Here is a 13,524-nt window from a genome sequence, read left to right on the forward strand (position 1 = left end):
TCAGTACTGGACATTAGATGTTGGACATTAGACCTCCATATATAAGGGTAGTAAGTCTAGCGTCCGGTATCTGAAGTCCGAATGTCCAGTATTGAAAGGCCGGTTGTCCGAATAAATATAAACCGAATGCAAAAATACTACACTTGGTGTGATACTTAACGTCTGAGTAAGGAATTGAAAATCAGATTTAACTAGTTGATTTGTAGAGTATAAGCCCCCGTTTATATATGAAGAGATTTGCTTTGTTAATGCAGATTTAATGTAACTTGGGCCTTATTTATAACCTACTCTTCCTATCAGTCGATGAATAGAACCATTACGTCAGTCATCCGGTGCTGGTTAGTATGTGTAAGCTGCCTGCTTGCGCTTTGCAGCAACGTTTTTGCGGCCGATCCGCCCAAGGCGTTACCGGCAGCCATTGTAGCACCGCCCACCTCGCCTACCATCGATGGCCCCAGTACGTTGTCGCTCTGTGTGGGCGGCACTGAGCGGGGCATCGAATTTAGTTGCCCGGTTAGTACAACGGCTTCGTACAGCGGGCCCGAGAGCCGAACGGCATCGGGTTCCAACGGGTTTCTGGTGATCTACTTTGTGAATCCGGGCGTGGAAAGCTACACCTTTACCTGCACCAACGCGGCTCAGGAAAGCAGCTCTACTGAGTTTACTATTTACGGAATTGATGCCCCCAGTGAGCCGGTGATTACAAGCAACCCGGCCAGTGGAACGGTAGAAGTAAACGCCAGTTTTTCGCTGACGGCCACCTGCCCAACCGGCTCCACTGCTATTTGGGCGGATGACCCGATGGCGGGCGCTATCCGAACGGTAGTGGCACCGTCATCACCACAAGATTTATTTTACTACGTGTCTTGTCAGGCTGCCGAAGGAGGGTGCGGCAGTAACGAGATCGAAGTTGTCATTCAGGTGTTACCGGCTCCTATTCGGCCTACGGTAAGCCCAACGCCCAACCTGACTGCCTGTTTGGGTACGCCGTTGAGTGTAACGGCCAGTTGCCCCACTGCCTTTGTGCCCCAAATAACCCCGGCTGGTGGGTCGGCTCTGTTGCAAAGTACCTACGGGGTTGATGGGTCGGTTGCGGGGGTGTTCTCGTACACAGTAGATTGTGTGCCGGATGGTTCGGCGCGATTAGCCGGTCTGCTGATCGAATCGGTGACCGGAACTCTGCTGATTGAAGCGCTCCCCACTGCCCCTACGGTAACGGGAAATCCGGCCTCACTGACCACTACCGAGGGAACAGCGGTAACTCTGACGGCGAGTTGTCTCACGGGTACCCCTGAGTGGACCGACGGCACTAAGGGAAGTGTATTGGTTAGCCCCTCGGCTTCGGGATTCTATAACTACAGCGCTATCTGCGTATCGGCTGCGGGTTGCCGTAGTACCGAAACCCCCGTCACGGCGACAATTGATCTGCCCGAAAACCCAGTCCCTACGGTCGATCTGGCCCTGCCCAAAGTGGACGTGAGCCGTCGGACGCCCGCACCGGGTGAGCGTGTGCGCTACGTGACCCACGTCTTGAACGAAGACAGTAACCCGTCTACCAACATCCATATTGCGGTGCAATTGCCCGCCGGATCGGGCTACACAACAGACAATAGCCCCACCACCGACCCGTCTTCGACTACCTGGACCATGACGCCAACTACACCCGGCACTACCTTTGATCCGGGCACGGGCCGGGTGCTGCTGCACGTCGACGATTTGGCACCGGGCGAACGTCGGTTACTGTATTTCTACGCAACGGTTCCGCCCACGCCAACTACCAGCACGGCATCGAACGCCAATAAGTATTACACCTATTGGCAGATTATGTCGGCCGATACGAAAGACCCCGATAGCCCGCACGGAAACGGTTTCTGCAATGGAGAAGACGATACGCAGAGCATTGATACCCGCATCAATGTGCCCACCAATGCCGGGGCCGATGTGGAGCTGTTTGGCAATATGAGCGTGAGCAACCCGACGCCCGCGCAAAACGAGGTCGTCACCATTCGGGTCGGTATCAAGAATAACCTCGGCCCGCAGGTAGCCACCAACGTGATAGCCCGGGCTACGTTGCCGGTGGGGCTGTCGTACGTGAGCAGCAGCACCCCCGGCGTCAGCTACAATACCGAAAGCCGCGAGCTGACGTTTACGGCGGGTAGCATTGCTGCCAACGCTACGGCGCAGTTTGTGTTTACGGCTTCGGTAACGGCTCCCGAAAATACCGCTCTGCGGATGCAGGCGGAGATCAAAAGCGCCGATCAGTTCGATCATGATTCGGTGTTCGATAACGCTCTCTGTAACAACTACGACGACGATACCGACGAGATTCGCCTGACGGTACGCGGTGTATTGGCCCCGCCAACGGAAAACCCGCCGGTTACGCCGGGCAGCCCGCTGACGCTGATTACTCCGCTTTACGACTGCGCTACGGGTCAGATCACGTTCCGCACGAGCGGGGGCAGCGGTTCGCCTATTACATTCACGGCGATTGGTGTACAACGCTCATCGGCTACGAACCCCACGGGCGTTATTGAGGCCGGTGTGCGGCTCGACCCTAACAGTTCGGGTATCATTACTATTGGGGCGTTGCAGGATGGTCTGATGGCCCAGCCGTTGTCGTTCAACTTCCGGCAGTTCTGCGCTCAGAATCCCGATCCGGTGAGCCCTCCGTCGAGTACCACCACGGCTCCGCCTTCGGGTACGGGTGTGGCCCCCACCAGCCTGACCCTGCTGGCTCCGTTGTATAACTGCACTACGCGTCAGGTAACGTTCCAGACGGCCGGAGGCTCAGGTTCGCCCCTGTTGTATTCGATTGTGTTTGTGACCGTACCGTCGGGCAACCCGGTACAGTTTATCGATGCTGCCATTGTGAACGACCCCAACAATTCGACGGTGATTTTGCGGGTTCAGCAAGATGGCGTGACGCTCAACCGGACGTTCGATTTCCGGGCGTTCTGTTCGGGTACACCACCGGCCAATGGCGCGCCGGTGCCGCCGGCCGTGGGGCCGCAGTCGGCTACGGTAGGGGTTCCGTTTACGTTTGTAGTGCCTGCCTTTACCGATCCCAACGGCGACGCCCTCACGTACACAGCTACAGGCCTGCCGGCCAACGGCTTGTCGTTTAATGCCGGTACGCGGACTATTTCGGGTACGCCCAGTCAGAGCGGAGTTATCGGCCTGACCATTTCGGCTACCGATCCGGGCAACCTGTCGTCGTCGGTGAGTTTTGCCGTTCTGATTAGTGGCACGGCTACTACGCCTGTGAGCCCCACACAACCGGCTCCGCTGGCGCTAATTGCCCCCACGTACGACTGCGCCACGGGTGCCTTTACGTTCAATACGACGGGTGGTACCGGGCAGCCGATTCAGTACCGGGCGGTGGGTATCACCGACTGGTCGACGGTGGCAGGCCCTTACACGGTGCGGCCCTTTGCCGACGCCCAACCGTTTGCTCTCCAGGCCCGTTACGTGGGCAATCCGGCGAGCGAAGTAAGCTACAGCTGGGACTTCAAAGCCGTGTGCAGCGGAGGGGCCGCGGGCCGCGTGGCCAGTGCCGAAACGTCTGGCTCGCTCGATGTCACGGTGCTGGGTAACCCAACGTCGGCCGATGCGGTGCAGATTGTGGTGCGCGGAGCTGCTGGTGGTTCGTTGCGGCTACGCGTGGCTGACGCTACGGGGCAGCTGGTGAGTGAGCAACTGATTGAGCAAGCCGGGGCTACCGAATCGCGCCGGGTACAACTGGGCCGTTCGGTCGGGATGTATTTCGTACAGGTGAGTACGCCCGGCGGGCAGAAAACCGTGAAAGTGGTTCGGCAGTAAAACCGGATACAAACCAATTGTAAAACGAGGGGCCTCGCCATTGGCGAGGCCCCTCGTTTAGTTAGAAATTACCGTAGTCGACCTGAAAGCAGGGGAGACCCAAATCGCGACGCCAGAGGGCGACTACCTGATCGCGGTCGTCCAGGATCACTTCAACGAAATAGCGGCCCCGGATATGGGCGTCGAACAGTTCGCGCTTTACGATGGCGTCTTTGCGCATATCATTCTGTTTGCGCATAAACAGCTGATAGTCGGAGCCCTCGCGCCAACCCATATGCCGCCAAAGCCAGTTGATTGTTTCGGGGCGGGCGAGGCTGTCGCGGCCCGATATAAAAATAATGGCGTACCCGGCCTCGCGCATGGCCCGCACTACGTTCAGTACGGGCGGGTTGGGTTTATCACGACCCACTTTGAGCCAGTCGAACGGGGATCGGTCGTGAATTTTGGCGGCCGTCCCGTCAATATCCACCAGAATGCACTTGGGTAGGTCGTTGTTCTGAACGGTGGGCGAAGGCACCGCGTTTGTTTTAGGAAAAACGAGCCGTTGACTCACGTCGAACTGCTTCCGAAACTGTTTCAGCCGCTCAGCCTGCTCCCGAATGGCGGTTTCGCCCACGGAGTCGGGTCGGTTGGCATCGCGTCGGATGGCTTCCTCAACGGAAACTTCCAGCAGCCGGAACGTGACTTCGATCTCGCGGTTCTCTACCCGTTTCAGTACGTCATGAATATACCGGGCGCGCAGGTGCGTGTTGTCCATGACCACGTTCCAGCCGCCATCGAGCGCTGATTGAAGAGCGGTTTGCTCTAAGTCCGACACCAGCCGCTCAATCCGGTTTTTACGTTTCTCATCCCACTTCCAGTATTCTCCCAACGGCACCGGCAGCACGCTTCGGCGCAGTTCGTCGCGGTTCAGGCGCAGGTAGTTGGGTTTGTCCTGCACCCACTGCCGGGCAAACGTCGACTTGCCACTACCGCTGATGCCGACCAGAATAAGGAGGTGTTGCATGAGGCTGAAAATTAAGAGTTTGCAGTTTACGGTTTAGAGTTTACAGTGGGCTGGCGCAAGCGTAAACTGAAAACCCTAGACTGAAAACAGTAAACTTTACATTCATTATATCCCAACATTCGACTGACTGATGTAATCGTCCCATTCATCAATGTCGGTTAGGGGTTCGAGGAGTGTGTAGGTGAGGCCGTGTTGGTTGAGGTCGGCAATGGTTTGTTCGAGCAATTCGGGCTGACTCCAGGGTTTGTTCTGAAACAGAAAAGAGTGCAACCGTTTCATACCGAGTACGTAATACCCGCCGTCGGTAGCCGGTCCAATGACTACGTCGGTGGTGTCGAGAGCGCGAAAGGCCTGTTTCAGGTGATCAGGCTGAATAGCGAGGCAATCACTGCCCATAATAACGGCCCGTTTGGCCCCGGCGGCAAACTGCTCGGCAAAGGCATTGTGCATGCGTTCGCCCAAATCCTGACCGGTTTGGAGCCGTTTGTGGTACCCCATCCAGCCATCGGCCGAATTGATAAAGTCGCCGTAGTAAACGAGTCGTTTCCAGGGCAGCATTCGGCTAATCTGTTGGGTGTGGGCAAGCAAATGTCGGTACACAGCCGTAGCGCGCTCGTTGCCTACGGTACGGGCAATTCGGGTTTTCACGGTTCCCGGAACCGGATTTTTCACGAAGATGATCAGGGAGAAATCCTGCATAAGGTGGTTTACGTCGTAACTTTGCGGGCCAGTCAGGTCAACTGCTTACTTACCGGAACGGATAGCGACGACAAAGGCCGCCCACCAACCGCCGATGAAGCAACAAGTCTGACACTAAACTGCCGACTATCGACTATAAGATTATGTCAAAAGAAATTGTTTACACCGATCAGGCCCCGGCCCCGATTGGTCCGTATAGCCAGGCTGTACAGGCAGGTGGCTTTCTGTTTGTATCGGGTCAGATTGCCGCCGATCTGGCACCAGCGGGCGATATTCAGGCCGAAACACGCAAGGTAATGGAAAATATCGGCGCGATTCTGAAAACAGCCGGTAAAGACTATAGCCACGTGCTGAAGGCCACCATTTTTGTGAAAGACCTAAACAACTTTGGTCTCATCAACGAGGTGTACAGTTCTTTCTTCACGGGCGAATACCCCGCCCGCGAAACCGTAGAGGTAGCACGGTTGCCCAAAGATGTGAATGTCGAAATTTCAGTTATAGCGATTTAATGGTGAAAGAGTGGAAGAGTGAAAGAGTGAGCTTACGTGTCCACTCTTTCACTCTTCCACTCTTTCACTCAATCATTTTCTATGTCCAATCCCGTTCGCGTTCGTTTCGCGCCCAGCCCCACCGGCCCACTACACATTGGCGGGGTGCGCACCGCTTTATACAACTACCTGTTTGCCCGCAAAATGGGCGGCAAAATGCTCCTGCGTATTGAAGATACCGACCAGAATCGGTTTGTGCCGGGTGCCGAAGATTACATCATCGAAGCCCTCAAGTGGGTGGGCATTCAGATCGACGAAGGACAAAGTGTAGGCGGCCCCAATGCGCCCTACCGGCAGTCGGAGCGGAAAGAAATGTACCAGAAAGAAGCGTTCCGGCTCGTAGATGAAGGGAAAGCGTATTACGCGTTTGATACGCCCGAGGAACTCGACGCTATGCGGCAGCGGCTCGAAGAAGCCAACGCCCCGGCGGCTCAGTACAACGCTATCACGCGGTTGCAGATGAAAAACTCGCTCACGCTGCCAGCCGATGAAGTGAAAGCACGCATCGATGCGGGCGACCCCTACGTGATTCGGCTCAAAACCCCCCGCAAAGAAGAGGTTCGGCTCAACGACCTGATTCGCGGTTGGGTCAACGTGCACTCGTCGGCCATTGATGATAAAGTGCTGCTTAAATCCGACGGCCTGCCGACTTACCACCTTGCCAACGTCGTCGATGATCACCTGATGGGCATCACCCACGTGATTCGGGGTGAAGAGTGGCTGCCCTCGGCCCCGTTGCACGTGTTGCTGTACCGCTACCTTGGCTGGGAAAGCACCATGCCGCAGTTTGCGCACCTGCCCCTGTTGCTCAAGCCTGAGGGCAACGGTAAACTAAGCAAGCGCGACGCTGATTTGGGTGGTTTTCCGGTGTTTCCGCTTCAGTGGACTGATCCGTTTACGGGCACGGTAGCGCGGGGCTTCCGCGAAGATGGCTACCTGCCGCAGGCCCTGGTCAACTTTCTGGCGTTTCTGGGCTGGAACCCCGGTACCGAGCAAGAACTGTTTACGATGGACGAACTGATCGAAGCGTTTTCGATTGAGAACATCCACAAAGGCGGGGCCCGTTTCGACGTGGAGAAAGCCAAATGGTTCAACCATCAGTACATTCGGCAGCAGCCCGACGCCAATCTGGCTCCGGTGGTGCAGCAGGCAGCCGAAGGGGCTGGTTTCCCCTGTACGCTCGAAAAAGCAACCAAAATCACGGCTCTGCTGAAGGAGCGCGTCAATTTTGCGCACGAGATTTTCCCCGAAGCCCGTACCATTTTCTATTCGCCCGATAGCTACGACGAAACGGTGCGCGCAGCTAAGTGGAACGCCGACGCCATCGCTGCGGCTACGGCTTTCCGACAGGCGCTCGAAACCTACGAAGGTGAGTTTGTGGCCGATGCCATCAAGCATTTGCTGTCTGAGACGTTGCAGCAGGCTGGCATTAAACAGGGAAAAGTGATGCAGGCCATGCGCCTGGCCCTCACGGGTACGGGGGCTGGCCCCGACCTGATGCTGACCATGGAAATCATTGGTCGGGAGGAGACGCTTATCCGGCTGAACCGGGCCCTGGAGCGCCTGAATTAACCATTTACACAACAGAAGTTGTCCGGCGTTTCGAAATCGGGTAGGTTTGAAACGTCGGACATTTTTTTGAGCGGGCAGTCCGCTAGCCCCCGACTCTAAACCTCCAACCGATTTGGGTGTTAATTCACCAGAAAGACAGACAAACGGTGACCAACATGGCAAAGAAGAAATCAAACCTCGACGAAAACGAAAAACCCCGGGTTCATAAAGACCTCGAAGGATTCGATATTCAGATCAACTCGTTCGGCGAAATCACAACGAGCTACGATATTGACAAGATCAACCAGTTTCTGAACAAGACCGTCGATGATAAAAAACTCCGGCACCGCGACGACCTGAAGGCGCTGCGGGGCGAAGAAGAACCCAAAGCCCCCGATGAGGAGGAAGAAGAGGATGACGACGATCTGAATCTGGACGATGCTGATTTCGACGAATTGGAAAAACGCTGAATCATGCTCCACCGCACTTCCACGCAAAATATGGTAGCGATGAGTGCCTTATTTCGATTACGGATTGACGTGTTATCGAAGGGAAACTCCCCTCACGTGCTCTGGGGATGGTAATCGAGTGGGCTGTGCTCCACCAACAGGAATTAATGCAGGACTGGGAAAGGGCAAAAGCCTTCCAGCCTTTGAAACAAATAGAACCACTTCAGTAAACTCCCAAACCAAATGTACTCACACGAAATCGATTACAAAATCATTGGCGAAGACATTCAGATCGTAGAAATCGAGCTGGACCCAAACGAAACCGTTATTGCCGAAGCCGGCTCTATGCTGTTTATGGAAGACGGTATTCAGTTTGAAACCAAAATGGGCGACGGCTCGCAGCCTACGCAGGGCCTCATGGGTAAGCTGTTGCAGGCAGGCTCGCGGCTCATCACGGGTGAGTCGCTGTTTATGACCCATTTTACCAACCGGGCGGGTATCAAGCGCAAGCTGGCGTTTGCGGCCCCGTACCCTGGCACGGTAATGCCGATCAACCTGGCCAATATCTACGGCAATTCACTCATTGTGCAGAAAGACGGTTTTTTGTGTGCTGCTATGGGTACGCGCATGAGCATCCATTTCAATCAGCGGCTGGGCTCGGGCTTCTTCGGGGGCGAGGGCTTCATTATGCAGAAACTACAGGGCGACGGTATGGCGTTTGTGCACGCGGGCGGGGTTGTGATTGAGCGGCAGCTGAACAACGAAACCCTGCGTATTGATACGGGTTGCGTAGTGGCTTTTGAGCCGCAGGTACATTTTGATATTCAGCGCTCGGGTGGCCTCAAAAGCATGATTTTCGGCGGAGAAGGCCTGTTTTTAGCCACGCTGAGCGGCACGGGCCGGGTCTGGATTCAGTCGATGCCGATCTCGAAACTGGTGCAGCGTCTGGCTCCGTACAGTGGTCAGTCGCACAAAGAGAGCGGCTCGGTGCTGGGCAATCTCGGCGGGTTACTGGATTAGGGGTGTAGGACAAGTTTATTTTTCTGACAGGATTACAGGATAAACAGGATTTTTGGGGCTCAATCAATCCTGTTTATCCTGTAATCCTGTCAGAAAAAAACTTCTGTCGAATCCCTATCACAAAGAACTTGTCCTACACCCCTGGGTTAATGTCCGAGTCATGATTCATCGGATTTTTATGATTTCATTGATTTTCGGACGAATGCATTCTGCTAACTTCGTGTTCTGAATGAAAACCTGCTGACAGCAAACGCCTTTAGGCATATCCTTGTAATCAGGTGTATCAAGATTTAGAGTATGGAAGTCATTTGCATTAACGATAAATTTCCGGCCCCGGTGCTGGCTTTTTACGCGGAGTTCGGGGTACAAACGCCCAAGCAGGATCAGTTGTACACCATCCGGATGGTAAAGCGCCATACCCACGGCGAAACGGGGGTGCTGCTCAATGAAATTCAGAACCCTGAGGTGCCTGTAAAGCACCCGGTGCTGGGCGAGGTCTGGTTTGAGCCAACGTTTAATATCAACCGGTTTGCTACGCTCATGGGGCAGCCCGTGAAAGAGGAAGCCCTGGAAGAAGTGAATACCTGATGGCAGAACCCTTAGAGAACGAAAACCCGGCACGAAACGGCCGGGTTTTTCGTTCTCTAAGGGTTCGTTATAAATTCCCACTACTGTGTGTAAGCATTTGCTTTTGGTGGCCCTTCTGGGGCTGACAGCCTGCGGCTCTTCGTCTACTTCGACCGATGCCGACTACATACCCAAACCCAAAGGATACCCCCGCATTGATCTGCCCCCGCACCGGTACGTGACGCTCCCGCCGAACCACCCGTATCAGTTTGAGGTAAACCGTATGGCTCGGGTGTTGCCCGATACGTTTGCCCGGGCTGAGCCTCACTGGATTTTTATTTACTACCCGGCGTTTCAGGCGAGTGTGCAGCTGACCTACAAACCGGTGCTCAACAATCCCGAGCGGCTAAAATCCATGTTGCAGGATTCGTATAAGCTGGCGGGTAAGCACAAAATCAAAGCAACGGCCATTCGGGAGCAAATTCAGAAATTACCCTCGGGTTTGTGGGCCAACGTAATCGAGCTGGAAGGGGAGGTGCCCACACAGGTACAGTTTATCACAACCGATACCACTACGCATTTTTTGCGGGGGGCGCTTTATTTCAATACCGCTACGGCCAACGACTCGTTAGCGCCGGTAATTCAGTACGTTCGGCAGGATATTATCCACATGCTCAAAACCCTCAAATGGCGGCAGTGAGGCTTTTGTGCAGGATTCATTTTTGAGTTGACGGATTGCATTGGCGAATCTGGCCCCGTAAACAACGCCCTTGTTTAGCGTGTTGCCCCGCCCGGCAACACCTTGTACGAAGTGCTGCACGCGGTGGGCTATTTGTTAAGACCCCATTGCTGTCTGTGGCTGCTTGTAACCGATTGAAAAAGCGTAGGTTATAGGCAGATTGTCCGGTTTGTACGGGCCTATTTTTGCCCCTCGTTGTGATTGTTTTTATGGAGCGATTTTGGTAGATTTACTGTTCATTATCAACAGGACAACTATACTAATGAGCCGATTTTTTCGGCCGTTCAGAATTGCTCATGGCACGAACTAAAAACAATCCTAATCAGCTCTCGATTGACTTTCTGGCGTCGTTTCGGCGAATGCTGGTTAGCCTCGGCTCGGCCGACAAACTGGTGTACAACGAGTCGGTGTTTACACGCCTGACCGATCAGTGGGAAAGCAAGCGAGTGATTCCTGCCGACCTGCTTTTTCAGAAAAGCCCGGTCGAAGCGGTGGTGTACCGGCTTCAAAAGCAGGATAGCCGTTTGCAGTTTCCCGATGAGATGATCGCCGGCGAACTGCGGGGTGTGGAAGGACTGACTGGCTTTGCGGCCAAATTCCGGGAGCAGGGTTGGGTCATTCTGCCCGCTGAACTGTCGGGAATGTACAAAAATCTGTTTTTGAATATCCTGACGGCGGCAATCGGCCTCGACCATGCCTACGCCAGCAAACAGGAGCTACTGCCCGAAGCCGAGCGCGTGGCCCTGGCGGCTTTGTTGCCCGAAGATGAGGTGCGGAAGTTTTTCGGTATCCGGTTGTCGCGTTTCCCGGACAGTTTCCGCAGCGAAGTGTCCAACTACTTCAACCTGCCGTTTGAGTCGGTTATGAAACGGGCCCTGCACATTGGGGCCATTACCGAAGAGGTGCTGGAAGAAAACCTGAACCACCGGCAACCGATTCGTTCAGCCACCCTCCGCCGACCCAGCAGTAGTCGGGCCGCGTAGGTCGGGCCGCGTAGGTTGAATGTGGATAAACGCTTTGAGGGGCTGGAGACAGATGACATCTTGTTTCGGAAAGATGTCATCTGTCTCCAGCCCCTCAAAGCGTTTGGCGGTTGATTATTTCAGTACCTGCACCTCAATGGTCGAGCTGCTGTACACCCGGTGGGTTTGTTTCTGGAAGTCTTTCTCGTCGGCGAGGAAAATGTTCGGGACAAACGTTTGCGGGTTTCGGTCGATGAGCGGGAACCACGTACTCTGCACCTGAATCATGACGCGGTGGCCTTTTTTGAAGGTGTGCAGCACATCCTGAAGCCGGAAGTTCACGTCGGTAATTTCGCCCGGTTTAAACGGCTCAGGTTTCTCAAACGAGTTGCGGAACCGCCCGCGCATCACCTCCGAGCGTACCATCTGCTGGTAGCCGCTCAGGATAATGTTTTTGTTGGGCAGGTACGGGTGGCTCGGCTCATCGTCGGGGTACACATCAATTAGTTTTACCACCCAGTCGGCGTCGGTGCCGGTGGTGCTTACCTTCAGTTTGGCCATGATTTCGCCCCCGAGTGTGAGGTCTTCGGTCAGTACATCGGTCTGGAAGGTGAGCACATCGGGTCGTCGGCTGGCAAAACGCTGATCTTCTGACATGTAGTTGAAGGGCGTAAAGCTCATGGTCGTGGTGTTGTCTTCCGTGTACGGCACCGGCTTGTTGGGGTCCGACATAAACTCCGAGAAATCATTGCCACTGGGGTTGGTAGAACCCATCACCCGATTCGTAGCGAGAGCTCCGTCTGGCAGCAGGCTGTACGATAGGGTTTGAGCGGCCGGGCTGGGCCATTTGTCAAACGTTTTCCACGCTTTGCGGCCCGTATCGAACAGGTAGGCTTCGGGCAGATCCGTTTTGCCGTCGCCCGCACCTTTGAGAAAATGGTTGAAGAACCGGGCCTCAATATTGCGCTGGTAGAACGTAGCAATGCTATCGCCGAAATAGATGTTTGAGTGGAGGGTGCGGCCCGTCTCGCGCGACCAGCGGCCATGCCCAAACGGCCCCATCACGAGCGTATTGTACGCGCCGGGGCTGTTTTTCTCAATGGTTTTGTACACGTTGAGTGGGCCGTAGAGGTCCTCGGCGTCGAACCAGCCGCCCACGGTCATCACGGCCGGTTTAATGCCCTTCAGGTGGGGCAGAATGCTTCGTTTCTGCCAGAACTCGTCGTAGTTGGGGTGTTCGACGGTCTCTTTCCAATAGAAGTTGTCGGGGTAGTATTTGCTCGTCACGTTTTTGAGCGGCCCAATGCCGAGCTGAAACGAGTACCCATCGCGTCCGCCCGTCTGGAATCCCTTCACAAACTCCGGAATGTACTGCTTGTCGTACCACGACTCTGTGGTGGGGGCGGGGTGCTGTACCCCAAATACAGGATAGGTAAACAGGTAGGCCTGAATGAAGGCCCCGTTGTGGTGAAAATCGTCGAAGAAAAAGTCGGACACCGGTGCCTGGGGCGAGGCTGCTTTGAGAGCCGGGTGTGCATCGGGCAGCGAGGCCGCCGTGTAAAAACCGGGGTACGAGATGCCCCATTGACCCACGCGGCCATTGTTGTTCGGGATATTCTTGAGCAGCCACTCGATGGTATCGTAGGTATCCGAGCTTTCGTCGGGGGTGAAGGGCGCAGCGGGTGTTTTTGCCGCTTTCCGGCCTTTGGTCGCTACGGCAGCCGGTGCGTCGGGGACGTTGGGCGTCATGTTGGTCCAGGTGCCTTCCGACATCCAGCGGCCGCGCACGTCCTGATACACAAAAATGTACTTGTCGCGCATCAACGTGCCCGACGGCCCGAGTTGCTGCGGGTACTTATCAACCCCGTACGGTGCCACGCTGTAGCAGGTGCGTTGCATCATAAACGGGTACTTCGGTCCGTCGCTACGGTTGGTGGCCAATGCGTCTTTGGGCACGTAAACGGCGGTATGCAGTTTGGTACCGTCGCGCATCGGAATTTTGTACTCGAACTTCTGGTAGTTGTCGCGCACGTAGGTGCTGGTAGGTTGGGCCGAGTTCTGGGCGAGCGACAGCCCCGACCACAGCAGGCAAAGGAGGTAAAGCAGAGGACGCATTGATGAGTGATTTGTTTCGTGCAATGATACGTAGTTTTTGGTCGTGAAA

11 protein-coding genes and 1 pseudogene are annotated in these 13,524 nt (G+C 55.1%); 9 read left to right on the top strand and 3 right to left on the bottom strand.

The window, feature by feature from the left end; genetic code table 11:
• The first annotated feature begins 303 nt into the window (after nt 1-303).
• Complete coding sequence (locus RUDLU_RS0119375; RefSeq protein WP_019990080.1) at nt 304-3,819, top strand: putative Ig domain-containing protein; 3,516 nt, start codon at nt 304-306, stop codon at nt 3,817-3,819.
• Nucleotides 3,820-3,880: 61 nt separating this feature from the next.
• Here the strand turns inward: RUDLU_RS0119375 and RUDLU_RS0119380 are convergent, their stop codons facing one another.
• Nucleotides 3,881-4,825, bottom strand: a complete 945-nt coding sequence (locus RUDLU_RS0119380) for a phosphatase domain-containing protein (protein ID WP_019990081.1) — start codon at nt 4,823-4,825, stop codon at nt 3,881-3,883.
• Between the two features lie 105 nt (nt 4,826-4,930).
• Entirely contained in the window at nt 4,931-5,524 is a 594-nt protein-coding gene (locus RUDLU_RS0119385) for a TIGR04282 family arsenosugar biosynthesis glycosyltransferase (protein ID WP_019990082.1), read from the bottom strand.
• Between the two features lie 143 nt (nt 5,525-5,667).
• On the opposite strand from RUDLU_RS0119385, the gene RUDLU_RS0119390 reads away from it, so the two are divergent.
• The 8 genes and pseudogenes from RUDLU_RS0119390 (at nt 5,668) to RUDLU_RS0119425 (ending at nt 11,381) form a co-directional block, all read left to right on the top strand.
• Nucleotides 5,668-6,033 (top strand): Rid family detoxifying hydrolase, encoded by a 366-nt coding sequence (locus RUDLU_RS0119390; RefSeq protein ID WP_019990083.1) that lies wholly within the window; start codon nt 5,668-5,670, stop codon nt 6,031-6,033.
• An 81-nt stretch (nt 6,034-6,114) separates the two neighbouring features.
• Nucleotides 6,115-7,644, top strand: coding sequence for a glutamate--tRNA ligase (gene gltX / locus RUDLU_RS0119395; protein WP_019990084.1), 1,530 nt, complete (start codon nt 6,115-6,117; stop codon nt 7,642-7,644).
• Between the two features lie 155 nt (nt 7,645-7,799).
• Nucleotides 7,800-8,093 (top strand): hypothetical protein, encoded by a 294-nt coding sequence (locus tag RUDLU_RS0119400; RefSeq protein ID WP_019990085.1) that lies wholly within the window; start codon nt 7,800-7,802, stop codon nt 8,091-8,093.
• A pseudogene (locus RUDLU_RS30175) lies at nt 8,090-8,302 on the top strand (DUF4160 domain-containing protein). The gene RUDLU_RS0119400 and the pseudogene RUDLU_RS30175 overlap by 4 nt, the downstream one beginning before the upstream one ends.
• A gap of 13 nt (nt 8,303-8,315) precedes the next feature.
• On the top strand, nt 8,316-9,092 hold the full coding sequence (locus RUDLU_RS0119410; RefSeq protein WP_019990087.1) for a TIGR00266 family protein: 777 nt from the start codon (nt 8,316-8,318) through the stop codon (nt 9,090-9,092).
• A 297-nt stretch (nt 9,093-9,389) separates the two neighbouring features.
• Nucleotides 9,390-9,680, top strand: a complete 291-nt coding sequence (locus RUDLU_RS0119415) for a hypothetical protein (RefSeq protein WP_019990088.1) — start codon at nt 9,390-9,392, stop codon at nt 9,678-9,680.
• A gap of 97 nt (nt 9,681-9,777) precedes the next feature.
• Nucleotides 9,778-10,359 carry a gliding motility lipoprotein GldD gene (gldD, locus tag RUDLU_RS0119420; RefSeq protein ID WP_483826376.1) on the top strand — a complete coding sequence of 194 codons (582 nt, stop codon included), beginning with the start codon at nt 9,778-9,780 and terminating at the stop codon, nt 10,357-10,359.
• Between the two features lie 335 nt (nt 10,360-10,694).
• Nucleotides 10,695-11,381: a hypothetical protein gene (locus RUDLU_RS0119425; RefSeq protein ID WP_019990090.1), complete on the top strand. Its 687-nt coding sequence runs from the start codon at nt 10,695-10,697 to the stop codon at nt 11,379-11,381.
• A gap of 114 nt (nt 11,382-11,495) precedes the next feature.
• On the opposite strand, the gene RUDLU_RS0119430 is transcribed toward RUDLU_RS0119425, so the two are convergent.
• Nucleotides 11,496-13,475, bottom strand: coding sequence for a CocE/NonD family hydrolase (locus RUDLU_RS0119430; RefSeq protein WP_019990091.1), 1,980 nt, complete (start codon nt 13,473-13,475; stop codon nt 11,496-11,498).
• Nucleotides 13,476-13,524: the final 49 nt, after the last annotated feature.

It is taken from the genome of Rudanella lutea DSM 19387 (genome assembly GCF_000383955.1).
Classification (GTDB): Bacteria; Bacteroidota; Bacteroidia; order Cytophagales; family Spirosomataceae; genus Rudanella; species Rudanella lutea.